The following is a 23187-nucleotide window of genomic DNA, read 5'->3' on the forward strand; positions in this document are numbered from 1 at the left end:
CCCTTCTGACGGATTACAGGATCTCCGCGCCAAATCGAGGGCCCCTCGATGACCCTTGGAAGCTTGACGCGGCGGCCTCAGCTGCTGGACAGCCGATCGAGCCGATAGTCTCGATCGTGCAAAATCGCGTGAACCGGGAGCCGCTTGGCCATGGCCAGCGCGAACAGGTCGCTCGCGACCGCGCCGGTCAGCGGGTAGTCGGTTTCGCCGAGCCAGTGGCAGGTCACGATCTCGCCTCCGGGTAGGAGAGCCCTGGCGCATTGAGCGGCGAGCTTGTGAAGATCGAGCGCATCCAGATAGTAGATGACCTCCGAGAGGACGATCAGATCGAACGATCCGGGCGGGAAGTCCTTGGGCACCATGCGGGCCTCGAAGATCACGTTCTCGCATCCGGCACAGGCCTCTCTCGCCGCAGCCAGGGCGACCTCGGATGCATCGATGGCGACCAGTGTGTCGCAACGCGCCGCGAGTTGCTCGGTGAACACCCCGATCGAACAGCCGACCTCCAGGGCGCGCGAATAGCGGGCCTTGCTCAGTGCACCGAGGGTGGCGGCGTACTTGCCTCGCTCGTAGTCACTCGTACGAAAGCCCCAAGGATCGCGCTCGACGGTGTAGAGGGTATCGAAGTAGGTCGCCTCGATCGTGGTTTCGCGCCGGGTCATGCGGGAACCTCAAAGAAATATTCATACGGTCCGGTGAACGGCGCAATCGTCTTCTCGTCGAAGCGGAAGCCCTCAGGATCGTCACTGATCAAGTCTGTCATCTGCGAGGCATGGGCCCGCAAAGCCGCGCGCTTGCCTTCCATCCAGGGCGTGACCTCGATGCGGAAGCCGCTCGGGGCCGGATCCTCAACCTCGGCCGCCGGGTCGAGATGCCACCCCCAGATCGGATAGGACCACAGCCGCAGCGACGGGCGTCGATCCCGGACCGCGCGGGCTATCAGTTCTGCGGACTCATGGTCACAATGCGGGTCACGCCCCCAGGTGACGAAGGCCGATCCTGCGCCCGAGGCGTCGACGATCCGGACAATCCGTTCGACAGCCTCCTCGAAGGCAGGGCCGCTCTTCGGTGCTAGCGTGTCGGGCAGGTTGAGATGCGTGACGCGTCCATCGGGCAAGCCGAGATGCGCCACGGCCCGTGCGCACTCCTCGCGGCGCAAGGCTATCAAGCGATCACGGGGGTAGAGGACCGAACGCGGGTGTGACCCCGACCCATCGGTGAGAACGACCACCTCGACGCGTTCATGGCCCGCGCACGCCGCGGCGATCAGACCGCCAGCGCCAAGGGACTCGTCGTCGGGATGCGGCGACAATACGACGAATGGCCTGCCGCCCGTCAATTCGATCGGTGACGTCAGCGGCAGCTCCTGCAAGGCGCGGAGAAAATCCTCAACCTTCATCGGTCGACCAAAGGCTCGCGGTCGCACGCGGTGAAGCCAGGATGGCACGAGCGGCATCGGCCATCGCCAGATCGGGAACAGGCTGTCGCAGGTAGGTGGAAAGGTCTCGCGCGATCCGCTCGACAGGGTGAGGCCTCACGAAGGCCGCGAGCCCGATGCCACGGTGCACCGCCTCCAGGACATCAAGCGCGGCGCGTTCCGTGACCATTCTGGTCAGGTTGACAAAGGCGACGGTGGCGATCGGATCCGCCGTCTCGTCCGAGAGGCGTCGCGCCGCGTCCGCGATCCAGAACGAGGCCGTCGTGGTCGCCGCAACACACTGGGCAATGCGCTGCTGCTGGTAAGGATCACCATCGCGCCCCCGTGAGACGAGGTGTTCCCGCAGGAGGTCGACGAGCCGTTCGGCCGCGCCGAGGTGGACGGCGCAGAAGCGCCACGCGCCGCCGGAGAAGTGCGGCTGACGCATGAAGTCGCCTGGGCTTCCGAGGACCTGTTCCGCGTCCAACACCATGCCCGAGAAGTCGACGCTGCCGGTCGCGGTCGAGCGCATCCCTTGCGCCGTCCATCCCGAGACATCAGCGCGTTCGCCGGCCTCGAGGCGCGGAAGCAGCATCACCTGTCCCGCATCTGTCCTGGCCGTCACCAGGGGGCGCGTCACGAAGCCCGCGCCTGAGGCAAGGATCTTTCGGCCTTTCAGCTGCCATGAGCCCCCGATGTCTTCGGCCCAAAGACCGGTGGCGTCATCGGCCCCCCAAACCCCCGCAAGAGAGCCGTCGGCGACATCTCGGGCGAGGCGCTCCAGTTGGGTGGCGGTGCCGTAGCGACGCACCAGGGCTATTGCGTTGACGTGTCCCTCATAGAGACGAGCTATCGAGAGGTCGGCCCCACCTACCAGCCGGAGCACGGCGACGAGATCCTGGTGCATCCGGGGCGCCACAAGGTCCTCCCCGCCAAGCTCTATCTGAAACGGCGCCATCGCCAGTCCCGACCGGAACAGCACCCGCCATGCCTCCGCCGCGACCGACGCGGATGCGTCCGCGTCCTCTGCGACTTGGCTCAATACGTCCGCCACCTCCCTTACCCGTTGGATTAACGGTGAGGGCCGCGTCGATGCAGGACCGGTGTGCGGCAAAGGCCGATGGAGGACGTTCATGAGCAACTCATTGGGTAAGGCCGACGACAACGCGGTTGCCGGATGATTGGATCATTGAGCGCGCGTTCAGGTGGCTTCACCTGCTCTCATCTCATCCCGCTCAACGGACGCCCGAAGGCCCTGGACAAACGGCAACGCAGCCGCGCAAATGGCGGCCATCACCCAGAAGGCACGCATCCCGAGCCAGCCATAGAGGTAGCCCGACGCGAAGGTCATGACGGCCGAGGCGATGCCGAGAGCGAATGTGCCGTAGATGGTTTGAGCCGTCGCGGACAGGCGCTCGGGGACCGATCGCGCGATGATGCCCATCGCGGCGAGATGCATCAGGGCGAAGGTGAGGCCATGGAGCGCCTGGACACCCACCAGTGCAGGCATCGCCGTTGTCATCCCCATGACGGTCCATCGGAGGACCCCTGCAGCCGCAGACAGCGCGGCCGCACCGGCTGGGCCAAGGCGGCCGATCAGCCATGGGCCGAACAGAAAGAACACGGTAACCTCGGCCGCCACAGACTCGGACCACAGAAGGCTGATCGTGCCGCTTCCGTAGCCGGAGTCGCGCCAGTTGATCACCGCGAAGGCGTCGTTGAGCGCGTGGCTCCCGATGACGAGGACCACGACAACGATCAGCCGGCGGTAGACCGGGATGCTCCAGAGCATTCCGAACGCGCCCGATGCATGGACCTCGGCCGGCCCCCGCACTGCGATGACCGAGCGGACTCGCATCGCACAGACCGCCATGATCAGGAACAGGACACTGCTCGTGATGATGATGCTGGACAGGCCGAAGCGGTCTACGAGTTGCCCCGACAGAAGTGTCCCGCAGACGAAAGCGGCGGAGCCGGTCCCACGCACCCAGCCGTATTGGAAGTTGCGCCCCCCGTTCGACGCCGCAACCGAGAGGGCGTCAGAGAGAGGCGCCAGGGACGCTGTCGCCGCGGCGTGCGCCATGCTCACGGCGAGCAGCGGTGTAAGGCCGAAAGCCAGCATGTAGGCCCAGCCGATGACGCCGGAGAGGCCAGCAGCCCCTGTGAGAATCTGCTTTCGTGCTCCCAGGTGGTCGGCGAGCCGGCCCGCAACAGGCCCGGCGACGATCCGTACGACCGTGCCTGCCGCAAGCACCAAGCCGATCCGCTCGAGCGAAAGCCCATGGCTGCCGAGGAAGGCGGGCATGTAGGCCGACTCGGTCCCGTAGGCGGCGTAAAGCGCGCCATAAAGAAGCAGAAAGCCAGGAAGCGCGTTGGAGGCTTCTGGTCGATGGCCGACGGCGACGTCGAGGGCCTGATCCATCGCCTAACTCGCCCCACGAGGTGAAGGCGTTCCTTGCGGCTTGTCCCGATTGGCGCCCGCTTGGATGCGTAGCCCGGCGATCCAAAGGGCGAGACCGACCGCGGCGACTGCCCCGAGCGCCACGAAAGCGGCCGGGAAGCCGAACTTCTGTGCCATGAGGCCTGCGAGAGCCGGACTGAGCGCCGCACCCGCGCCATAGGCCATCATGACGCCGCCGAGTCCTCCGCCGGCGTGCCCGGTGTCAGCCATGATGTCGGCCACCAGTGCCGGAATGGCGACCCCGGCAAGACCCATGGAAAGACCTTCCAACACCTGTACAAGCGCGACATTCCCCCATGCGCTGCTCCAGGCAGCCAATCCGGCGCGGAGGATCACCAGCAACAAGGCACAGCCGAGAACCGTCGGTTGTCCGATCCTTCGTGAGACATGCGGGACCAGCAAAGCGGCACCGATCATCGAGACCTGGGCCGTCACCGTCATGGCACCTGTCGTGAGGCTGGGGTCATGACCTTGTGAGGTGAGCGCCTGGGCGATGAAGGGAAGCATGGCTCCGTTCGCGGTTTGGAATGCGAAAACGGTCCCGGCCAGCAACAACAGTGGCTTGCTGTGCCAGAGCACGGACCACGTCGATCTGTCGCCCGCATTGCCGCCGCGCGCGGCTTCATGGTCGATGCGGTTCGGATCAACGCCGAGAATGACGGCACCGGTCGCCACGGCCATCACGCCGATGGCTGCCGCGACATACCCCATTCCGAACATGTAGCCCAGAAGCGCCGCAAGAGCGGCATTGACGGCGTTACCGGCATGGTTGAACGCCTCATTCCGCGCGACACGGTCGGCATAATGCTCGCGGCCGACGAGGCCCAGGGTCAGAGCGGCCACAAGAGGCGCCAGGCTACTGTCCGCGATGCCAATGAAGACCTGCCCGGCGGCCACGATCCAGAGTTGCTTCGAGGCAACGATGAGTCCGGCGCCGATCGCGATGCAAGTCACGGCCAGGACCACAGCCGCGCGCTTGGCGGTGATACGATCGATCAGCGCGCCGAGCGGCGCCGTCGCGGCAATGCCGGCGAGCCCGGCGAGGCTCATGGCGAAACCGGTACGGGCGGGATCGAACCCCTGGTGCTGGAGATAGACGCCGAGAAACGGTCCAAAACCCTCTCTTGCGCCGGCCAATGTGAAGTTGAAGGCGTCGAGACCGAGTGCTTGGTTCATGCGGGCTGCCATTTGCCACGCTGTCCGCCAGATTCTCTCAGCCGAACGCGCCTGAGGAAAATCGCAAAACGTTGAAATGGTCCCCAGGAGGTCTTTGACTTTGCTGTCGCAGAGTGTCGCGCTCCCCCAAAGCGCTGCCTTGTCCCGTCTCCATCATTGCGAGCCACGGTGGAGGTGGACGGAACATCGAATGCGACATCGCCGCAATCCTTGGCCGAAAGGGCGATCGTCACCAAGGACGCATCGTCCCCCACGGTGCCCCCCCCGGAACTAGTCTGGACGATACGAGCGTTGCCCTGTCAGGCCAGCTTTATAGGGCTTCCGAAATCGGGCAGATTAGCTTGATCGACTCAGCCACCGCGATAATCGGGAATAGCCCACAAGGGACGATCCATCGCACGCAGTCGGTCCCGAGGCCGATGCGCCGGCCGGATCTCATCGATGATCGGATCGATATCTGCGCGGACGAACAGCACCCCAATTTCAAATCTGGCACCCAAGTCTGCCAATTTTGACGGCTCGAACAAGCCCTAGCTCGGCTCGGCCTGCATTTTCGCTCAGGTTCAAAAAAGCGGACGGCGCAGTGTCATGAAGTGTCGACCCGGCTTTCACGGCCAGACCGCTTTGGGGGCGTACAATTTCGACGCCGCAACAATGATCAAAAGGTTTAACCACTCCGGTCTCGGGCCCAACCCGAGAACGGAGCAGCTTCGATCACTGACCCTCTAACTTCGGCGGTTCAGAGCCCTGTTGCTGCTCCACGGCCGGTGTGTCAGTTCGGTCGGATTTGGCTTTGGTGCGCTCTTCTTTCTTCGCAGCCTTGGCCTTGTCACGCTCTCGGCGTTCGAAGTCGTAGTTCGGCTTACGAGGCAACGTCAGAGAGCCTTGAGCTGATCCGCGGATTGCTTGCCGCTTCGCTTATCGGCAACCACTTCGTAGCTGAGCTTTTGACCTTCCTTCAGGTCAGACATGCCGGCGCGTTCAACCGCACTGATATGCACGAAGGCGTCGGGACCGCCATTGTCGGGTTGAATGAAGCCGAAGCCCTTTGTCGCGTTGAACCATTTCACGGTGCCGGTAGCCATGTGCGTCTCCTCGTGAGCAACAGGTAGCGCGGCTTCATCGAATTTGCCAGCGGACATCTTGGCAAACCCACAGCCCGTTCATCATTCGCAGCGCCGCTTCGCCTCTGCTACAGGGTTTTCCCCGACGAGCGCCCCAGTTTGGGGGTAGCTTCATCAAAGTCGCCAGAAGGAAAGCGCGATTGACTGCGACCGTCGACCGAACGCAATTGCAGACGATCATCTCAGGCTTGGCGGAAGGTATTTTGTTGATCGAGACCGATCAGCGGATCACCTGGGCCAACTCGGCGGCGCTGGCGATGCACGGGGTCGAAGACGTCGCTCAGATCGGCGCGACCGTGTCCGACTACCGCAAGAACTTCGTCTTGCGCTACCGCAACAACCACGTCCTTGACGACGACCGATACCCCATCGATCGCGTGATTGCCGGCGATGTGCTGAACGATATCACCGTGGAGGTGACTCCGGCGAGGAACCGGAGGGACAGTTGGATCCATCGCATCCGAAGTCTTGTGTTGACGGACGCCCAGGGTAAGCCCGATTGCCTCGTTCTCGTCATCACGGATGCGACCGACCGGTTTGCCGCAGAGGAACGGTTCGAAAAAACATTCGCGGCCAATCCGGCGCCGGCCATCATCTGCCGTTTGTCTGATCTTCGGTTTGTGAAAGTCAACCAAGGCTTTCTGGACATGACCGGCTACTCGCGTGAACACATCCTGGGACGCACGACCTACGAAATCGACCTCTTTGCCGAGGCGACTGGGCGCGCCCTCGCGATCGAACGCCTCAGCGAGGGACGAACCATCCCGCAGATGGAGGCCTGTATTCCCCTTCCAGGAGGTGACACACGTTTTGTGATCGTGGCCGGACAGCCAATCGAAATGGGCGACGAGGCATGCATGCTCTTCACGTTTGCCGATCTCGAACTGCGTCGGAAAGCGGAAAGCGCCCTCAAGGCGAGCGAGGAACGTTTCGCCAAATCCTTCCGCCTCGCGCCGGTGCCCACCGTTCTCGTTAGGCTGAAGGACTTCCGGTACCTCGCCATCAACGAGGCCTTCACAACGTCCTTCGGCTTCGCGGACGCGGATGTTCTCGAGAATTCTGTGGCCGAGTTGAACATGTGGGCCGATCCGAAGGCGCGCGAGCGATTTCTGAAGGACCTTTCCTCATTCGACCATGTCCGCAACTTTGAAGCCTGTCTGACCCGCAAAGACGGCGCCGAGCTCGATTGCTTGATCTCGGCCGAACGGGTGACGATCAACGACGAAGAATGCGTCCTGTCCGTTGTGCTTGATATCACCGAGCGCAAGAGGACCGAGCGCCATTTGATGGACGCCATCGAAGCCGTGATGGCGGATACGTCCTGGTTCAGCCGGGGGGTCATCGAACGGTTGGCTTCACTGCGGCACCCAGGTCGGACGGTACAGGAAGCCACCGTCGAACTGTCGGCCCGCGAGCGGCAGGTTCTCGGCCTCATGTGCCAGGGATTGAGCGATGCCGTCATCGGCAAACGCCTGTGTGTGTCGCAAAACACCGTTCGCAATCACGTCACGGCGCTTTACCGCAAGCTGAACCTGCATCGCCGGACCGAGGTGGTGGTTTGGGCCCGGGAGCGGGGATTCTAGCGCAGACTTAACAGCGCCGATAAAAGTCAAAAAACACTAGTCGATTCTCATAATTGCACTATTGCCCAATGTCGGACAGGTGCCATTTTCGCGTTCGTGCCGACTTAAGCGGCGCGTTCGCAGGAGATGGACCATGGACAAGAATCGTGTGGAAGGTGCTGTCGACCAGGCCAAGGGCTCGATCAAAGAGGCCATCGGCAAGGTAACCGGCAGCGAGGAGCTCCAGGCCGAGGGTCTCGCAGACAAGGCAGCCGGTAAGGCCAAGAGCACGGTTGGCCAGGCCAAGGACGCAGTCCGCGACGCCGTCAAGAAGTAACCCAATTTACTCACAACGGCCGCGCCGTCTGTCGACGCGGCCGACAGCGTTTGAAGGACGAGTACATCATGAATTCAGATCGTTTCGAAGGAGCCGCCAGGGATGTTGGCGGCAAGATCCAGCAGGCAGTTGGTATGGCCACCGGCAACGCTCCGCTTCGTGCCGAGGGGATGGTCCATGAAGTCGCGGGCAAGGGCCAAAACCTTTACGGACAAGCGAGAGAAAGCTTGCGCGATGCGGCGGACACCGTCTCCGACTACGCCGAGGATACGTACGAGCGCGGAAGTCGAGTTGTCCAGCAGGGCGCCCGCACCGTCGAAAGTCAGATCACTCAGCATCCCCTGACGGGTGTCGTTCTGGCTGCAGCCGCCGGGTTCCTGATCGGTCTTGTCGTCTCGCAACGCCGCTGAGAGGAATGTTATGACCTCCCAAACCAGTGTGGTTTATGCCACCGCGGACCGGCCTATCCAGACGTCTCAGGGAAGCCTCGCTTCCCTTCACAAGGTCTCATGGGGCTCGATCGTCGCAGGTGTCGTGGTCGCCCTCGTGGCCCAGCTTCTTCTCGCAATCTTTGGGCTCGGAATCGGCCTTGCCACAGTCGACCCGTCTTCGTCCGGGACGCCCTCCGCAACCACCCTCTCCATCGGAGCAGCGGTTTGGTGGGTCCTCTCCGGTGTTCTTGCCTCGGCCATTGGCGGCTTCCTAGCGGGCCGGCTGAGCGGCAAGCCATCGCCGATGACGGCAGGTTACCACGGTCTCGTGACTTGGAGTGTCACGACGCTCGTCATCGTGTTCCTGCTATCGTCAACCGTGGGAGGCATTCTCGGGGGTGCGTTCGGCGCGGTCACGAACACGCTCGGGGGGGCTGGCCACCTCATTGGTGGTGCTGTCCAGACGGCCGCACAAGCCGCGGCTCCATCGCTTCCGGGGTTGAGTGATCCTCTGTCTGGGATCGAAAGTCAGATCAAATCCGCGAGCGGCGGCCAGGACCCGGCACAGTTGCGCGATATGGCCGCTAACGCCGTGAAGGCTGCGCTGACAGGCGATCCGTCACAGCAGCAACAGGCAACCGACCGCGCCGCTGAGGCACTCGCGAAAGCCCAAGGCATTCCCACAGATCAAGCCAAGATACAGATCCAACAATATCAAAAGCAATATTCCGATGCGATGACACAGGCGAAAGTCAAGGCAATCGAAATTGCGGATGAGTCAGCAAAGGCAACGTCGAAGGCCGCTATGATGATCGTGATCTCGCTTGTCCTTGGTGCGATCGCGGCCTTCGTCGGCGGTCGCGTTGGAACAGTAAGGTCGTCAGCGTCGGCTTACGACCAATAGTGAAAGCCTATAACACTATAGGTTTGGGCATGCGTAAAGCGTGAGGCTGCGGCGTTCTCGCAAGATCGCCGCGCATTGGCCGGGGAGCCACGATCCACTTGGATCGGGTTCTCCGGTTTCTTTCGCCAGTGAACACGGCCTAGGTCGGCGTCCATGAAGCTTCAGGCCGAAGGTCTCGCCGACAAGGCGGCAGGTCAGGCCAAGAGCAAGGTCGGCGAAGCCAAGGATGCTGTGCACGACGCCGTCAAGAAGTAGTCGCCTCATTTTCCCAGCGGCCGCGCCGTCGCGCGCCGCCGCCGCTAGCGTTTGAAGGACGAGCACATCATGAATTCGGATCGTTTCGAGGGATGTCGGCGGCAAAATCCAGGAGGCGGTCGGCATGGCCACACGTGACGGCCAGCTTCGTGCCGAAGGCCTGATGCGTGAAGTCGCCGGCAAGAGCCAGAGTCTCTACGGTCAAGCGAAAGAAGGCTTGCGCGACGCGGCGGACACAGTGTCCGACTATGCTGAAGAAACCTACGATCGCGGGAGCCGATATCTTCAACAGAGCGCGCGCAGCGTGGAAGGCCAGATCAATCAGCATCCCCTGACGGGCCTCGTGCTGGCTGGAGCCGCGGGGTTCCTGATCGGTCTCGTCGTTTCGCAACGGCGCTGAAAGACACGATCTCGCAGACCATCACGGCCTAGGCCAGCGCGGATCTTCCCGTCAAGGCTCAGTACGGAAGCCTCGATTCCTGTCATGGGATCTCATGGGCTTGATTGTCGCGATCATCGTGGTTGCTTTTCCGGCCGAGCTTCTTCTCTCGATCCTGGGGTTATGCATCGGGCTTCGCCGCACCGGCGAAGCCCGTGGCCAAGCTCTCCTACAAAGGAGTATTCGGCTGCCCCTCTTCGATGCGCTGGTGCCAGCGCGTCAAGGAGGTGCGGTCGAGCGGCAGTTTTTGGCGGAAGAACTCCCCGCCGCAGGACAGCGGAAAATACCGACCCTCAGCCAGCGGGCGCATAGCACCTCGTCGGAGAGGTCATGAATGGCCTTGACCTCATCGCCGCCTGCGAATGCCGAGTTCGACGACGTTCCAGATAACGACGCCCAACACGACCAGGGCCGCAATCCAGCCCGACCACGAGGGAAGCGAGCCGTCGGCACGTGGCAAGTACCACGCGAAGGCAGCGCCGAACAACAGGCTGAACGGCAAGGTCGCGGCAAGGGATCTTGGGAGGCCCAACGCCGTGAAGCGTTTGGCGCTGAGATTATATTCGCAGACCAGCAGCAACAGCGTGCCGAAGCTGAAAGCGACGAGATATAGGTAGACGGCGAGCACGACGATGGGCGGCCGATCGAGGCCGTGATCCATGTAAGGGCGGATCAACACCCAGAGGATATTGGCCACGACAGCGATGACGACGAGCGGCAAAGTTCCTCGCCACCACGTGGCGCGGTCGATCGTGCCCCGGTCGGTTCGAAACAAGAACGCGAAGCCGCGCCTTTCGTCGGCCTCAGGCGCGTTCATCAATCTCTCAGAAGCTCGTTGATGCCCGTTTTGGCGCGCGTTTGCGCGTCCACGGTCTTGACGATCACGGCACAGGAGAGAGAAGGGCCGGGCTCATTATTGGGGAACGGCTTGCCCGGCAGGCTGCCGGGAACAACCACCGAATAGGGTGGCACGCGGCCGACATGGATCTGCCCAGTGGCGCGATCGACAATCTTGGTAGATCCCGAAATGAACACGCCCATCGACAGGACCGAGCCCTCGCCCACGATGACTCCCTCGACGACCTCCGACCGGGCACCGATGAAGCAATTGTCCTCGATGATGGTCGGATTGGCCTGCAGCGGCTCCAGCACCCCGCCGATGCCGACCCCGCCCGACAGATGGACGTTCTTGCCGATCTGCGCGCAGGACCCGACCGTCACCCAGGTGTCGACCATCGTGCCGCTGTCGACATAAGCGCCGACATTGACGAAGGAAGGCATCAGCACGACGTTCGGCGCCACATAGGCCGAGCGGCGTACGACGCAATTCGGCACGGCCCGGAAGCCGGCCGCTTGAAATTCAGCCGCGGTCCAGCCGTCGAATTTCGACGGCACTTTGTCGTACCATGAGGACCCCCCGGGACCTCCCGGAATGGTGACCATCGGGTTCAGGCGGAAGCCGAGCAGTACCGCTTTCTTGAGCCATTGGTTGACCGTCCAGTCGTTGCCGATCTTCTCGGCGACCCTCAGCTCACCCTTGTCGAGAGCCGCCAAGGCCGTCTCGACCGCCTCCCGGATCTCGCCGCCGGTCTCGGGCGTGATCGTCGAGGCATTGTCGAAGGCGCTCTCGATCGCGCTTTGAAGGGCGGCGTGGCTCATGAAGGTGTGGTCTCCGCTGGTCGCCAGGGTGCTTTCACCAAGGCGGACGGCTTGTCAATGTGCAGTGGATCAGGTCGCTTGGCCTTTGTGGTGCCAAAGCTTCATCATCCGGCGGCTCAAAAATCGACGTTGGTTTTTAGCCCGACCAAAAAAGCGTTGGGCACATTGCCGGCCCCGCCTGGCCGATCGAAATATTCGAGCTCGGGCTGGATCAGGACACCCTGATAGGCATGAATCTGGTAGTTGAGCTCATAGACCATCCCGTGGGTCTGAATCCCTCTCGCGCCGCCCGCGAGCGGAACACCGAGATCCGCCTGCAGGCGCTCGGTTTGGGTCAGGCGGGGACTGACGTCATAGTAGGTGAAGCCGAAACCCAGTTGATCCAGTGGGCGTCCTGGCACGATGCCCCGGTCGATCAAGCCGGCCCAGATGAAATTGTTGAAGAAGGTCGTGTTGGAATCGTTATGGGCGTAGGCGGCCATGAGATAGAGGCCGTCGTCGCTATAAGGTCCATTCTGATAGACTTGCTGGTCGGCTGTCGCCCAAAACAAGGTACGACCGCCGTCCCGCTTGCCCGGCAGCCCCGTGAGCGCAAGCGGCATGTTGTTGACGTCGAAGAAGTTGTCCCGGTAGTCGGTCGAGTCATAGTTGAAGCCGATCTTATAGTGGCCCGGCATCTGGGCTGACCCGATCAGCGGCTCATAGCCGAACTCGACCGGCACGCTGACGCCGGTGGTGCCTTTGAAGGTCCATGAGAAGCCGTTGTACCCTCCTTGCGTGTAGGATTCCGCGTCGGTCGGGAAAGGCTGCGACTGGAAGGCGCCGGCCGAGATGTAGAATCGGTCGAAGGGGCGAACTTTGATTTCCGCGCCGGTTTCGCTGAGAGGCCAGTCTTCGAAGCCCTGGTTGGCCGTCAGCGCGCGCGGGTGCCCACAGATCGTCAGCGTCATGAAGCTGCAGTAGAGGGGCGAAGCGGCATAGTCGGCGCCATGAGCAAAGCGGCCGAAGTAGATCTTCAGCCGGTCGTTCAGCAGCGATTCCTCGCCATACAGCCAGACCAGCTTCGCAAACTGGCCGAAGCCGGCGCCATAGATTTCCTGTGCTTGAATCACCGTGTCGCCGACAAAGCTGCGGCTGACGTTGGCGCCGTAGCGGCTGACGAAAATTGCATGGGTCTTGAACCCGTCGACACCGGCCAAGGTCTGCCAGTCCATGTCGATCGAGAGGCCCTTTTGATCGGCATAGGTCGCACCACGGCGCAGACCACCTGCGACGACGCCAGCCGTCTCGGTCGTGTAGTTGAGCGTGTAGGTGATGCCCTCCTTCGCGAGCCGGCTGCGAAAGCCGTCCCAGTCGCCGAAGAGGTGGTCGGGCGGCGGAGGTGCCGGCAGGGTTGCCGGCGGCATCGCGCGGCTTTGTGGCGAGCCGGCTGAGGAATTCTGTAACACCGAAGGGGTATTCGCGCTTTGAGCCCACGCGGGACCAACCAGGCCAATACAAAAAACAGCCGCCGACAAGCCGGATAGGGCAGTCCATCGGCCTGTCTGAGGACGAAGGTTGAGCAGCATCATCACTCCCGACTCATTTTCTTTGGGATTCCTCTTTGAGAACCTTACCTTCGCTATCCCCTTGCTGCTCCTATGCATATCCCCCCGAGAGGATAGGTGTCCCGTTGCGCCCGACAGCGTTGTTTCTGCGCAACGGGACGACATTGGGAACGTACCTGTCCTGATCGGGTGGCTCGTGCCGGGCGAGCGTGACCGCTCGCCGCCGAGCGTTCAAACTTGGATCGACCACCTGACCCGAAAGCCCCGGCACGATCGGATCGCGGAATACCCGACCTACTTGAACGATGATTGCCCTGCGGACCTCGTCATGAGGTCGCGATCAAGGGACGCACGACGGAGCAACCAGGCCACACACGGTCGCATCACACAAGGCGGACGCTGGCAACCTGTTATGCTTGAGCGGCCTCTCTCTCCCGTGCCGCTCAATGATTCTGAACGTCGGCCCGTGGTCCCCCGGAGACGTCGAACTCGGTTGCTTCCGTGACAACCGTGCCGATCATGGTCATTACCGAAATGCGGTACGGCACGACGATGCGGGATTGGCCGACCGGGGCCAGCCAAGCCTCCATCTCCTTGTTGTCGGCCATGAACTTCGTGCCCGGCCGATTTGCCCGGTGACCGGCGATCGGCCGATAGCGGACGGAGCACACCGCGACATTGCCGGCGAATCCCTTCGCCTTGACTTTCCGGGTGCCGACATAGGCCAACACGATATCGAATCGGGCCGCTCCGTCGAAAACCGGAATGGTCCGTTCGCAGGCTGCGGGGCCGATGACGTCGCCCGTGCCCGGAACGGTCATGATGAGCGCGCTCATCGGGTCCACGATTCCGCGCTTGTCGGCATCGGTTACCGGCACGCGATCGGGGCTTGGGTCCCAGGGCGGCGTAATCTCCGACTGGTCGACGGTGCCGTCGACGATCGACATGCGGACCGTGCGGGTGATGTCGGCACTTGCCGAAGTGGTGGCATAGGTGGTTGGCGAGACATGGCTATTTGGAATGCTACCGGTCGCTGTCGCGGCGCCTTTTGACCCCGACAGGATCGATGCCAGCCCGGTCAGCTTCGCCTGCATTTCGATCCGATACGCTTGAGGCTCCAGCGTGCCCGTCACGGTGGCGGTGCCGAACGGCAGTCCAATGAGGCTGATTCCGTAGCGTGCACGGACGGTCTCGGCTTGGGCGGCGGGCAAAACGGTCAGGCTGGCGAGAAGCAGGCCGGCACGCATCGCCACATTCATCGACATAGACGGCTTCAACCTCGGCAACGGATTGACTTCCCTTTCAAGCGAATCGGACTGTTTCAAGACAGGATGGTGCAGATACCCATGATTTGCGGCGCCCTTGCAAGCCTGAGATCCGGCGCATAGATCGACCTGCGAGGCCGAAGTGCCGCCGGGCCGAGATAGGGACATATATGCCGCACTCCGATGTGCCCACGATGCACGCCACCACGATCCTGCTCGTCAAGAAGGGCGGCACCACCGTGATCGGCGGCGATGGACAGGTCAGCCTCGGTCAGACGATCATGAAGGCGAATGCCAAGAAGGTGCGCCGGCTCGCCAAGGGGAGTGTGGTCGCGGGCTTTGCAGGGGCGACCGCCGATGCTTTCACCTTGTTCGAACGGCTCGAGGGCAAGCTCGAACAATTCCCCGGTCAGTTGATGCGCGCCTGCGTGGAACTCGCCAAGGATTGGCGGACCGACCGCTATCTGAGGCGCCTGGAAGCCATGATGCTGGTCGCAGACGCGAAGGTCGCCCTCGTGCTCACCGGCACGGGCGACGTGCTGGAACCCGAGATACAGGACGGAGGCTGTGTGGCCGCCATCGGGTCGGGCGGAAACTACGCTCTGTCGGCAGCTCGTGCGCTGATCGACACAGAGCTCGACCCGGAAGCGATCGTCCGCAAGGCGATGAAGATCGCATCCGAAATCTGCGTCTATACCAACGATAATCTCGTGATCGAGACCATCGGCGACGCGTGATGGCGCCGCCCCTTTCCTCCTCTTCGGATCAACATTTGATGACCGACTTCTCTCCGCGCGAGATCGTGTCCGAACTGGACCGGCACATCATCGGCCAGAACGACGCCAAGCGTGCGGTCGCCATTGCGCTGCGCAATCGCTGGCGGCGTCTCCAACTCACTGGCACCATGCGTGAAGAGGTTTTGCCGAAAAACATTCTGATGATCGGACCCACCGGTTGCGGCAAGACCGAGATCTCGCGCCGCCTCGCCAAACTTGCCAATGCGCCGTTCCTGAAGGTCGAAGCCACCAAGTTCACGGAGGTCGGCTATGTGGGACGCGACGTCGAGCAGATTATCCGCGACCTCGTCGAGATCGGCATCAGCCTTGTGAAAGAGCGGAAGCGGAAGGACATCGAAGCCAAGGCGCAACTCGCGGCGGAGGAGCGCATCCTGAGCGCACTCGTGGGTGCCAATGCCTCCCCTCCGACACGTGACTCCTTTCGCAAGAAGCTGCGCGCAGGAGAACTCGACGACAAGGAGGTCGAGATCGAGCTGACGCAGGCCTCCCCGTCCATGCCCATGATGGAACTGCCCAACATGCCCGGCGCTTCCATCGGCGCCATCAACCTCGGCGACATTTTCGGAAAGGCGATGGGGGGCAGGACCAAGACCCGCCGTATGACCGTCGTCGAGGCCCATGCGCCGCTGCTGGCTGAGGAGAGCGAAAAGCTGCTCGACCTTGAACAGGTCATCCAGGAGGCGATCCGTGAGGTCGAGAACAATGGGATCGTGTTTCTCGACGAGATCGACAAGATCTGTGCCCGCGAAGGTCGAGGCGGCGCGGATGTGTCACGCGAAGGCGTCCAACGCGATCTCTTGCCGTTGATCGAGGGAACCAACGTGGCGACCAAGCATGGCACGGTCAAGACCGACCATATCCTGTTCATCGCCTCGGGTGCCTTCCATGTGTCGAAACCGTCGGACCTTCTGCCCGAGCTTCAAGGCCGCCTCCCGATCCGGGTCGAACTCTCGCCGCTTACGGAAGACGATTTCCGCCGGATACTGACGGAGACCGAAGCCAGCATCACCAAGCAATATGTGGCGTTGCTCAAAACTGAAGGTGTCGATCTTGCTTTCGCGGACACCGCCATTGACGAGCTTGCCCGTGTCGCCGTGGAGGTCAACAGCAATGTCGAGAATATCGGAGCGCGTCGCCTGCAAACCGTCATGGAGCGCGTGCTCGACGACGTGAGTTTCACCGCGCCGGACCGCGCGGGAGAAACGATCACGATCGACCGGGAATTTGTCGCCAGGAATGTCGGCGATCTGGCCAAGAACGCCGATCTGTCCCGTTTCATCCTCTGACGTTGGGCCTGCTTAGCAACCGTTCAAAGAGCAAGCAGCCACAAAGAATCTTGGCCGATCGCGTCAGATTTAGCCGCGACGGCCAGCGCGGCGACAGCTTCTAAAGAGGGTTGGAGTCGATGCGCACAGATCGACAATAGCGTCGAACGGCTCGAGGCGTTCCAGAAATAAGTTCAGGCCGTCCAAGGCTCCCAAAAGCCGAATTCAGACTGCCTTGCGACGCAACCGAATAACGACATCGACCCGGGCCACTTCCATGCCATCGGGCGCGTTCGGCAACTGGCCGACAGGGATCTCCGTGCCGGGAATATCGACGAGGCGATTGTCGTCCTCGTACAGAAAGTGATGATGATTGGAGACGTTCGTGTCGAAATACGTCTTCGATCCATCGACAGCGATCTCCCGAAGGAGCCCGGCCTCAGTGAATTGGTGCAAGGTATTGTAGACTGTGGCCAGTGAGATCGGAACGCGGGCGCCTGTCGCTTCTTCGTACAACTTCTCAGCTGTGACATGCCGATCGCCGCGGGCGAAGAGCAGCCAGCCGAGTGCCACGCGCTGCCGCGTCGGACGTAGCCCAGCACCACGCAGCTTGTGGCGCAGATCATGGACCGGGCATCCGTAAAGCGGGTCTCGCCGACCGGCCGGCAGATGCTCGTCCCGGTCAGCGTGAGCGGTTTCGGACGTTATCGGGAAAGCCATGATCTCAATGACACCTTTAGCCTGATGGGGATGTACCATACCGCACAAAAGCGCAACTCGGCAATGGCGGGCAACTCAGCCCATTTTTTCCAGGTCGCTCAGCAGTACGAGATGCTCCTTGATCATGCCGCGGGCAAGCTTGGCCACGTTGACTTCGTCGATATTGTCCGGAGCTGCAAGATAGGCCTCCTGGATTTGCAGAAGCTTCCGATGCCCTTCGATTTCCGCCTTGATGTAGTCGCGCTCGAACTCGGGGCCGGCCTTCATGGCCTGCATCTTCTCGACCATTGCCTTTCCGGCCGCATCGACATTGCCCATCAGTTCCGCGTCCGTTGGTGCCTTGACGGTTCCCGAGGGCGCTGCCGGCATCATCATCGTCTTGATGATGTCGGCGATCGTTTCCTGTTCGGCGATCTCAAACCCGGTGAATTGCTTCAACATCGGGTGCTTCACCTTGGGAGATGCGATGCGGCTGATCAGCAAAGACAAAGAGCCCACCATCATGGTGCTCTTCATGTGAGTCTCGGCCGCAGCGGAAGCGGAAACCGGCGCACCGATTTTCATGGCGGGTGCGGGAGCTGGAGTTTGCGGATTCGGCGGCGGCGGGTTCGATTGTGCCAGCACGGGGGTGGCGGCGAGGGCCGCCAAGCTCGTTAGGACTAATCTGCGTTCCATCGTGTCCTCCGGAACATCGGCATGCGTGCACATGCCTTCCTTCGTTCACGACACCAACTCGATGCACAGGGATGTTGTTTCGCCGCCGATGAGACAGGGACGGCGCAGAATTAGCCCCCTTGCCCAGCCAGCATCTCCTTGACGACGCCGCTTGTCTTGGCGAAGTCGATGCGCCCCGCGTATTTTGCCTTCATGGCGGCGATGACCTTGCCCATATCCTTTGGGCCCTCGGCACCAGTGGTGGCAATGGCCTCCGAAATCGCGGCACGAATCTCCTCGGCGCTCATTTCCGCCGGCAGAAATTCGGAGATGATCGCGATCTCTTCGCGCTCCTGCGTCGCGAGGTCATCGCGACCCGCCTTGTCGTAGATCGCGACCGAATCCTGCCGCTGCTTCACCATCTTCTGCAACATCGACATCATCTCGTCTGGCCCGACGTCGCGGCCTGCCCCACGGGCTTCGATGTCGCGGTCTTTCAGCGCCGCCTGGATCAGCCGAACCGTTGCGACGCGGCGCTTGTCACCCGCCTTCATGGCCGTCTTCAACATCGTGCTCAAGGCTTCGCGCATGGCGAACAATCTCCGGTCGGCTTCGCAGGCATGACAATCGCGGTTGACCCGGCTCGGGGCCACCCCTACACCCCAAGGTCAAATTCCTGACGTGATGAAGCGGAAGGGCCGGACAGAATCTCGGCCATCCGCGAAGCCATGGGTGTAGTCTGCCAATGCCCGACGTTCAAGCCGATGTCGCACACGAGGGATGGGCCGAGTCCCCGGCGACCGCCCTCCTGGTTTTGGCGGACGGGACGATCCTCGAGGGCACGGGGTTCGGCGCCACGGGCCGGGCCGTCGGCGAGGTCTGCTTCAATACGGCGATGACCGGCTACGAGGAAATCCTCACCGATCCGTCCTATGCCGGACAGATCATCACCTTCACGTTCCCTCATATCGGCAATGTCGGCACCAACGACGACGATGTCGAGACGGTCGATATGGCATCGCGTGCCGGCATTCGCGGCGTCATCCTGCACGCCCCGATCACGGCACCGGCCAACTATCGATCGAAGACCCATCTCGATGCATGGCTCAAGGCACGCGGCATCATCGGCCTCGGCGGCATCGATACACGGGCGCTTACGGCGATGATCCGCGACAAGGGCATGCCCAATGCGATCATTGCCCATACGCCCGACGGGCAATTCGACAGAGAGGCTCTGCTGGCGGAAGCGCGGGCATGGCCCGGCATGGTCGGCATGGACCTTGTGCCCGATGTCAGCACCCCACAACGCTTCGACTGGGACGAGACCACGTGGAGCCTGACGGACGGCTATGGTCGGCAGGCGGCGCCGAGATATCACGTTGTGGCGGTTGATTATGGTGTCAAACGGAACATTCTCCGCCTGCTCGCTGACGCCGGCTGCGCCGTGACGGTGGTGCCTGCGACTTCGACGGCCAAGTCGATTCTGGCTCTCAAGCCGGACGGGGTTTTCCTCTCGAACGGCCCAGGCGATCCAGACGCCGTCGGCCGATATGCCGTCCCGATGATCCAAGACATCATCGCCAGCAAGGTGCCGACTTTCGGCATTTGCCTCGGCCATCAGATGCTGGCGCTCGCGTTGGGCGCGAAGACAATGAAGATGCATCAAGGCCATCATGGTGCCAACCACCCCGTGAAGGACAAGGATACTGGCAAGGTCGAGATCGTGTCGATGAACCACGGCTTCGCGGTCGATCCGGCTTCACTGCCGGCCAATGTCAGGGAAACGCATGTCTCTCTGTTCGACGGCTCGAATTGCGGTCTGGCCTTGACGGATGCACCGGCCTTCTCCGTACAACATCACCCCGAGGCCTCGCCGGGCCCGCGGGACAGTCACTATCTGTTCCGACAATTCGTCGGCATGATGGATAGTGTTGCGAAATCCACCGATCCGTCAGCACAAAAGCAAGTCTAGCTCGATCATGTAGTGGCGAGCAGGCTGGGATCTAGTTGCGGATTGACTCTCGATTACCTATCGACACCCGGCCGGTCATTAACCAGGTGTTCAGACTTTCATGGCTCACACCGCAGAGTTCGTGCATTTTGCAGGTCTTCCTGCAATCCGAACATGGCGGCCGAAGTGAACCTCGCATCCAAAGTCATTTTCGTGTCCGCCATTCTGACCGCGAGTGCAGCCCCCGCATCGGCGACGACCATTGAATACGCGATCAGCGGCAAGGTGATTGGTGGCTACGACTCCTCAGGACTATTCGGTGGAGGAGACCTGACCGGAAAGTCTTTCGTGGCATTGGAGACGTTCAACACGGATAACGCCGCTTCATCATATGCCAGCACGGGAGGAAGCGGTGCGAACGGGGGTTCGAAAGCCAACGGACTGAGCTTTATCAGTGTGGATCTGACGATAGATTCCGCGAGTGAGAGCTTTGCAGACTACACGAGCAATGTATCAGTCAGCACGGGCTCTCAGTTTAACTCATTCGTACAAAGCGCACTCGCCTCTAATGCAAGCAACATCGGATTCTATATAAAATCGCTAAAAATCAAATCTGACTATGCCAACGAAAACAATTTGGACGGCCTGTCGGGTTCCTATTCCGGATATTACACCAGAAACAACGACGCAGGCCAGCAGGTCGTTTACGCCAACTTTGAAGTGACGAGCTTCGCTGCGGTTAGTGCCGTTCCGCTCCCAGCCTCAGCGCCCCTATTCGGCGCGGCACTCATTGCCCTCAGTTCTGTCGGGTATGGTATGAAGCGCAAGAAGGTTGCCGCCGGGCGGTGATGCGCGGCCAACCGATTTCCTGGTCATGTTGACGTAGAAATCCTCACGACGTCGGTGGCGTCCAGTATCTGAGCATTGCGGGACGCTCTTCGAATAGCCGAAAGGACGAACATGGCCGTCGTGCGGCACCTTCCAACCTATCTACCCTGCAACCGGGTAGCAAATTTTTGAAAGTGGGGGGCGCCCAGAATGCGGTGCCGGTCTGTAAGGCCATCATATGGTCACCGACGTGTGGTGGAGTTTGCCCATGCGCATAACGAAACTGCTTCTCCTCTCGATTTTCATCTCGGGCGCGGCTCCAGCCTGGGCCGGCGCCGGTGATGTAGAATATTCGGCCTGGGTGGATTGTGTCCGCCATCGGGCTCGCCTGGGGTCTACGCCTGATGGCGCCATGAATGGCTGTTCGGACCGCGAAGACACCTATGTGACCGCTCTGCGCGGCGCCTACGACGCCAAGAAGGTCGAGGCGACGCACCAGTATAGCAGTCGGCTCATTCGAGCCGTGGCAGAGAATCCACGGCACTCTTGAGCAGACGTCACTCAGCCGCGATGCTTCGCACCGAGTTTAGCTCATCGATCACGGCCTCGATTGCCGAGATCGAACTGTCGAGCACGGCAATCTGCGCCAGAAGGCCTGACGGCGGCAACGTAGCGCTATCGGCCGCAACACCGATCAGGCGACGTCGTTCGTCGGCGAGGCGCTTGTAAAGCACCTCGATCTTGTCTCGATCCATGATGAAAACCCCGGTGAACCTGCCCCGTCATCAGATACGCGAAGCAGGCGACTGAGTTTCGAATGATCCTGGTCAGCCTCGTCCAAGGCTCCCACGGCGACCTCGATACCAGGCTCCACCGCGATCGTCGGCAGCCGATCCAGCCAAACCTCGCCAGGAATACGCGTGCCGACGCGCCACCATCCGCCCCTCCGACGGTACGCGGTAGCGCGCCAGCCGAGTCACAATGCTGGATGAGGGTTGAAGGAGGATGAATTGATTGCTCCACTCCCTTCTCATGTCGCGCGTGACACGTGCTCGGCTGCGGCTAATGAGGGTCGAACCTTCCGCAGCCTCGCTCCCGCCCGGCCGCTCTCACGACCCGTCCGAGAATTGGAATCCCGTTGGATGCGATGTCGAGCTTCCGACAATCTGTTGGGTGGCGCCTGGATCCGACCCGCTACAGACCGCCACGCATCAGCAACACCACCAGGATGATCAAGCCGATGAGACCGATGCCACCGCCGACGTAGGGACCGCCGGCGCCATAGCCGTAGTAGCCACCGCCACCGAACAGCAAGAGCAGGATGATGACGATGACGACGATGTTCATGGCGGTCTTCTCGCGTTCAGATTGCCTCTGACCGAACGCGTCTGCGTCTTTCAATGTTTCCACGCGGCGCCGCCCCACATGCACCAGTCGGACGCAACTTCACGTGATCCAGCCCTGCGCCCGTGCCTCGGTTTCTGCCGCCGCTCGTGCCTCAGCTTCCAACTCATCCGCGTCCGGCGGGGCACCGATGCTTGACCAGGTGACCGCCTCAAGATCCATGACCAAAGCGTCGAGATCATGGATTTGGAAGACGAACACATAGCCGTCGTCGTGCTGGACAACGATTCGACCAGCGCGGCTCTCAGTCACTTTCACGGTCGGCTGCCCTACGGCTTTTGGAGCCATGCTGACAATCACATCTTCAGGATGTACGAAAGCTTCGTCTTCCACGATCCGCAATTGACTGCTCGCCATCGAAAGGTCCCCGCTTGTTGTCGTGATTCGTCTGGACAACATAAGCCCGGCCTTATTGGCGGCCTTGCCTCAACTTTCGGCAAAACAATCAATCGATTTACAGCCCCAAATCGAAACATCGTCACAGCGTGGTTTGGGCTGTAGTGGTTGAGATTGGATCGGACAAATGGTGTCATAGAGCTGAAGCGTGAGCCGAGTCCAGATGCGGAGTGGTCGGCCTCAGGACGCATCCGGCCTCGGCGTTTTGCAGGGGCACGACCATGACGAAGGATCAGAACGTCATCCGGGCGAAAGTGGGCCTTTTGGAATTGGCGAGGCAGCTCGGCAATGTGAGTCAGGCGTGCAAGATGCTTGGCTTCAGTCGCGACAGCGTCACCCGGTTCAAGGATTTGTTTGACACGGGCTGCGAGGTGGCGCTGCAGAACTGACGCGCCAGAAGCCGCTTTTGAAGAACCGCACGGCGCCCGAGATCGAGGCGCTGTCGCTGGAGGTGCCGGCGTTTGGCCAGATTCGGATTGCCAATGAGGTGCGCAAGCGCGGTCATTCGATCTCCCCGGCCGGGGTGCGCGGCGTGTGGCAACGGCACGACCTGGAGACCATAAAGAAGCGGCTCAAGGCGCTGGAGGCCAAGGTG

Annotated in this window: 27 protein-coding genes and 1 pseudogene; 12 read left to right on the forward strand and 16 right to left on the reverse strand. The window is 61.6% G+C overall.

The genetic code is table 11. The features are described from left to right. Positions 1-77 precede the first annotated feature (77 nt). The 6 genes from M8523_RS15530 to M8523_RS15555 form a co-directional block, all read right to left on the reverse strand. The gene (locus M8523_RS15530; RefSeq protein WP_282585785.1) at positions 78-662 is read right to left on the reverse strand and encodes a class I SAM-dependent methyltransferase; all 585 of its coding nucleotides are present in this window, start codon (positions 660-662) and stop codon (positions 78-80) included. After that, positions 659-1399 (reverse strand): PIG-L deacetylase family protein, encoded by a 741-nt coding sequence (locus M8523_RS15535; RefSeq protein ID WP_282585786.1) that lies wholly within the window; start codon positions 1397-1399, stop codon positions 659-661. Before M8523_RS15535 ends, M8523_RS15530 begins: the two co-directional genes overlap by 4 nt. Next, positions 1389-2552: an acyl-CoA dehydrogenase family protein gene (locus M8523_RS15540; RefSeq protein ID WP_282585787.1), complete on the reverse strand. Its 1164-nt coding sequence runs from the start codon at positions 2550-2552 to the stop codon at positions 1389-1391. The genes M8523_RS15535 and M8523_RS15540 overlap by 11 nt, the downstream gene beginning before the upstream one ends. Before the next feature lie 66 nt (positions 2553-2618). Further along, on the reverse strand, positions 2619-3839 hold the full coding sequence (locus M8523_RS15545) for an MFS transporter (RefSeq protein ID WP_282585788.1): 1221 nt from the start codon (positions 3837-3839) through the stop codon (positions 2619-2621). A 3-nt stretch (positions 3840-3842) separates the two neighbouring features. Continuing rightward, a complete protein-coding gene (locus M8523_RS15550; RefSeq protein ID WP_282585789.1) occupies positions 3843-5054 on the reverse strand; it encodes an MFS transporter in 1212 nt (403 codons plus the stop codon). Positions 5055-5929: 875 nt separating this feature from the next. After that, complete coding sequence (locus tag M8523_RS15555) at positions 5930-6139, reverse strand: cold-shock protein (protein WP_282585790.1); 210 nt, start codon at positions 6137-6139, stop codon at positions 5930-5932. A 179-nt stretch (positions 6140-6318) separates the two neighbouring features. Between M8523_RS15555 and M8523_RS15560 the strand changes: the two genes are divergently transcribed. The 6 genes from M8523_RS15560 (at position 6319) to M8523_RS15585 (ending at position 10440) form a co-directional block, all read left to right on the forward strand. Further along, positions 6319-7761: a PAS domain S-box protein gene (locus M8523_RS15560; RefSeq protein ID WP_282585791.1), complete on the forward strand. Its 1443-nt coding sequence runs from the start codon at positions 6319-6321 to the stop codon at positions 7759-7761. A 133-nt stretch (positions 7762-7894) separates the two neighbouring features. Further along, complete coding sequence (locus M8523_RS15565) at positions 7895-8077, forward strand: CsbD family protein (RefSeq protein WP_282585792.1); 183 nt, start codon at positions 7895-7897, stop codon at positions 8075-8077. 50 nt (positions 8078-8127) lie between these two features. Further along, complete coding sequence (locus M8523_RS15570; protein WP_282585793.1) at positions 8128-8487, forward strand: CsbD family protein; 360 nt, start codon at positions 8128-8130, stop codon at positions 8485-8487. Positions 8488-8497: 10 nt separating this feature from the next. Next, positions 8498-9412 (forward strand): PhnA-like protein, encoded by a 915-nt coding sequence (locus M8523_RS15575; protein WP_282585794.1) that lies wholly within the window; start codon positions 8498-8500, stop codon positions 9410-9412. A 379-nt stretch (positions 9413-9791) separates the two neighbouring features. Next, complete coding sequence (locus tag M8523_RS15580; RefSeq protein WP_282585795.1) at positions 9792-10067, forward strand: ElaB/YgaM/YqjD family protein; 276 nt, start codon at positions 9792-9794, stop codon at positions 10065-10067. 94 nt (positions 10068-10161) lie between these two features. Continuing rightward, a complete protein-coding gene (locus M8523_RS15585) occupies positions 10162-10440 on the forward strand; it encodes a hypothetical protein (protein WP_282585796.1) in 279 nt (92 codons plus the stop codon). Positions 10441-10452: 12 nt separating this feature from the next. Here M8523_RS15585 and M8523_RS15590 read toward each other — a convergent pair whose 3' ends face one another. From M8523_RS15590 to M8523_RS15605, 4 genes are all read right to left on the reverse strand, one after another. Next, a complete protein-coding gene (locus M8523_RS15590; RefSeq protein WP_282585797.1) occupies positions 10453-10923 on the reverse strand; it encodes a hypothetical protein in 471 nt (156 codons plus the stop codon). Further along, positions 10923-11765 carry a 2,3,4,5-tetrahydropyridine-2,6-dicarboxylate N-succinyltransferase gene (gene dapD / locus M8523_RS15595; RefSeq protein ID WP_282585798.1) on the reverse strand — a complete coding sequence of 281 codons (843 nt, stop codon included), beginning with the start codon at positions 11763-11765 and terminating at the stop codon, positions 10923-10925. Before dapD ends, M8523_RS15590 begins: the two co-directional genes overlap by 1 nt. 116 nt (positions 11766-11881) lie before the next feature. Further along, positions 11882-13171 carry a carbohydrate porin gene (locus M8523_RS15600; RefSeq protein WP_282585799.1) on the reverse strand — a complete coding sequence of 430 codons (1290 nt, stop codon included), beginning with the start codon at positions 13169-13171 and terminating at the stop codon, positions 11882-11884. Positions 13172-13755: 584 nt separating this feature from the next. Further along, the gene (locus tag M8523_RS15605; protein WP_282585800.1) at positions 13756-14577 is read right to left on the reverse strand and encodes a DUF3108 domain-containing protein; all 822 of its coding nucleotides are present in this window, start codon (positions 14575-14577) and stop codon (positions 13756-13758) included. A 170-nt stretch (positions 14578-14747) separates the two neighbouring features. Between M8523_RS15605 and hslV the strand changes: the two genes are divergently transcribed. Next, positions 14748-15314, forward strand: coding sequence for an ATP-dependent protease subunit HslV (hslV, locus tag M8523_RS15610; protein ID WP_282585801.1), 567 nt, complete (start codon positions 14748-14750; stop codon positions 15312-15314). Between the two features lie 38 nt (positions 15315-15352). After that, positions 15353-16660, forward strand: coding sequence for an ATP-dependent protease ATPase subunit HslU (gene hslU, locus M8523_RS15615; protein ID WP_282585802.1), 1308 nt, complete (start codon positions 15353-15355; stop codon positions 16658-16660). A gap of 204 nt (positions 16661-16864) precedes the next feature. Here hslU and irrA read toward each other — a convergent pair whose 3' ends face one another. The 3 genes from irrA to M8523_RS15630 all read right to left on the reverse strand — a co-directional run bounded on the left by irrA (position 16865) and on the right by M8523_RS15630 (position 18603). Next, positions 16865-17359 carry an iron response transcriptional regulator IrrA gene (gene irrA, locus M8523_RS15620; RefSeq protein WP_282585803.1) on the reverse strand — a complete coding sequence of 165 codons (495 nt, stop codon included), beginning with the start codon at positions 17357-17359 and terminating at the stop codon, positions 16865-16867. 75 nt (positions 17360-17434) lie between these two features. Continuing rightward, positions 17435-18007 carry a DUF4142 domain-containing protein gene (locus M8523_RS15625; protein WP_282585804.1) on the reverse strand — a complete coding sequence of 191 codons (573 nt, stop codon included), beginning with the start codon at positions 18005-18007 and terminating at the stop codon, positions 17435-17437. Between the two features lie 137 nt (positions 18008-18144). Continuing rightward, positions 18145-18603, reverse strand: a complete 459-nt coding sequence (locus M8523_RS15630; protein WP_282585805.1) for a GatB/YqeY domain-containing protein — start codon at positions 18601-18603, stop codon at positions 18145-18147. A 155-nt stretch (positions 18604-18758) separates the two neighbouring features. On the opposite strand from M8523_RS15630, the gene carA reads away from it, so the two are divergent. The 3 genes from carA (at position 18759) to M8523_RS15645 (ending at position 21342) form a co-directional block, all read left to right on the forward strand. Next, entirely contained in the window at positions 18759-19985 is a 1227-nt protein-coding gene (gene carA, locus M8523_RS15635) for a glutamine-hydrolyzing carbamoyl-phosphate synthase small subunit (RefSeq protein ID WP_282585806.1), read from the forward strand. Positions 19986-20138: 153 nt separating this feature from the next. Further along, positions 20139-20813, forward strand: a complete 675-nt coding sequence (locus tag M8523_RS15640; RefSeq protein WP_282585807.1) for a VPLPA-CTERM sorting domain-containing protein — start codon at positions 20139-20141, stop codon at positions 20811-20813. A 247-nt stretch (positions 20814-21060) separates the two neighbouring features. Beyond that, entirely contained in the window at positions 21061-21342 is a 282-nt protein-coding gene (locus M8523_RS15645) for a hypothetical protein (protein ID WP_282585808.1), read from the forward strand. 7 nt (positions 21343-21349) lie between these two features. Here M8523_RS15645 and M8523_RS15650 read toward each other — a convergent pair whose 3' ends face one another. From M8523_RS15650 to M8523_RS15660, 3 genes are all read right to left on the reverse strand, one after another. Further along, positions 21350-21547: a hypothetical protein gene (locus M8523_RS15650; RefSeq protein ID WP_282585809.1), complete on the reverse strand. Its 198-nt coding sequence runs from the start codon at positions 21545-21547 to the stop codon at positions 21350-21352. Positions 21548-21986: 439 nt separating this feature from the next. Continuing rightward, complete coding sequence (locus M8523_RS15655; RefSeq protein ID WP_282585810.1) at positions 21987-22139, reverse strand: DUF3309 domain-containing protein; 153 nt, start codon at positions 22137-22139, stop codon at positions 21987-21989. 99 nt (positions 22140-22238) lie between these two features. After that, a complete protein-coding gene (locus tag M8523_RS15660; protein ID WP_282585811.1) occupies positions 22239-22538 on the reverse strand; it encodes a hypothetical protein in 300 nt (99 codons plus the stop codon). 275 nt (positions 22539-22813) lie between these two features. Between M8523_RS15660 and M8523_RS15665 the strand changes: the two are divergent. Further along, positions 22814-23187, forward strand: a pseudogene (locus M8523_RS15665) (helix-turn-helix domain-containing protein); the annotation flags it as partial.

It is taken from the genome of Lichenifustis flavocetrariae, from assembly GCF_026130545.1.
GTDB lineage: Bacteria > Pseudomonadota > Alphaproteobacteria > Rhizobiales > Beijerinckiaceae > Lichenihabitans > Lichenihabitans flavocetrariae.

Excerpts from the sequence above, each read along its gene's own strand:
- M8523_RS15575 (WP_282585794.1), top strand. The coding sequence starts at position 8,498 with ATGACCTCCCAAACCAGTGTGGTTTATGCCACCGCGGACCGGCCTATC.
- M8523_RS15550 (WP_282585789.1), bottom strand. The coding sequence starts at position 5,054 with ATGAACCAAGCACTCGGTCTCGACGCCTTCAACTTCACATTGGCCGGC.
- M8523_RS15580 (WP_282585795.1), top strand. The coding sequence starts at position 9,792 with ATGGCCACACGTGACGGCCAGCTTCGTGCCGAAGGCCTGATGCGTGAA.
- M8523_RS15555 (WP_282585790.1), bottom strand. The coding sequence starts at position 6,139 with ATGGCTACCGGCACCGTGAAATGGTTCAACGCGACAAAGGGCTTCGGC.
- M8523_RS15590 (WP_282585797.1), bottom strand. The coding sequence starts at position 10,923 with ATGAACGCGCCTGAGGCCGACGAAAGGCGCGGCTTCGCGTTCTTGTTT.
- M8523_RS15630 (WP_282585805.1), bottom strand. The coding sequence starts at position 18,603 with ATGCGCGAAGCCTTGAGCACGATGTTGAAGACGGCCATGAAGGCGGGT.
- M8523_RS15640 (WP_282585807.1), top strand. The coding sequence starts at position 20,139 with ATGGCGGCCGAAGTGAACCTCGCATCCAAAGTCATTTTCGTGTCCGCC.
- M8523_RS15600 (WP_282585799.1), bottom strand. The coding sequence starts at position 13,171 with ATGCCGCCGGCAACCCTGCCGGCACCTCCGCCGCCCGACCACCTCTTC.
- M8523_RS15540 (WP_282585787.1), bottom strand. The coding sequence starts at position 2,552 with ATGAACGTCCTCCATCGGCCTTTGCCGCACACCGGTCCTGCATCGACG.
- M8523_RS15530 (WP_282585785.1), bottom strand. The coding sequence starts at position 662 with ATGACCCGGCGCGAAACCACGATCGAGGCGACCTACTTCGATACCCTC.
- M8523_RS15535 (WP_282585786.1), bottom strand. The coding sequence starts at position 1,399 with ATGAAGGTTGAGGATTTTCTCCGCGCCTTGCAGGAGCTGCCGCTGACG.
- M8523_RS15650 (WP_282585809.1), bottom strand. The coding sequence starts at position 21,547 with ATGGATCGAGACAAGATCGAGGTGCTTTACAAGCGCCTCGCCGACGAA.
- M8523_RS15545 (WP_282585788.1), bottom strand. The coding sequence starts at position 3,839 with ATGGATCAGGCCCTCGACGTCGCCGTCGGCCATCGACCAGAAGCCTCC.
- hslV (WP_282585801.1), top strand. The coding sequence starts at position 14,748 with ATGCCGCACTCCGATGTGCCCACGATGCACGCCACCACGATCCTGCTC.
- hslU (WP_282585802.1), top strand. The coding sequence starts at position 15,353 with ATGACCGACTTCTCTCCGCGCGAGATCGTGTCCGAACTGGACCGGCAC.
- irrA (WP_282585803.1), bottom strand. The coding sequence starts at position 17,359 with ATGGCTTTCCCGATAACGTCCGAAACCGCTCACGCTGACCGGGACGAG.
- carA (WP_282585806.1), top strand. The coding sequence starts at position 18,759 with ATGCCCGACGTTCAAGCCGATGTCGCACACGAGGGATGGGCCGAGTCC.
- M8523_RS15655 (WP_282585810.1), bottom strand. The coding sequence starts at position 22,139 with ATGAACATCGTCGTCATCGTCATCATCCTGCTCTTGCTGTTCGGTGGC.
- M8523_RS15585 (WP_282585796.1), top strand. The coding sequence starts at position 10,162 with ATGGGCTTGATTGTCGCGATCATCGTGGTTGCTTTTCCGGCCGAGCTT.
- dapD (WP_282585798.1), bottom strand. The coding sequence starts at position 11,765 with ATGAGCCACGCCGCCCTTCAAAGCGCGATCGAGAGCGCCTTCGACAAT.
- M8523_RS15605 (WP_282585800.1), bottom strand. The coding sequence starts at position 14,577 with ATGTCGATGAATGTGGCGATGCGTGCCGGCCTGCTTCTCGCCAGCCTG.
- M8523_RS15565 (WP_282585792.1), top strand. The coding sequence starts at position 7,895 with ATGGACAAGAATCGTGTGGAAGGTGCTGTCGACCAGGCCAAGGGCTCG.
- M8523_RS15645 (WP_282585808.1), top strand. The coding sequence starts at position 21,061 with ATGCGCATAACGAAACTGCTTCTCCTCTCGATTTTCATCTCGGGCGCG.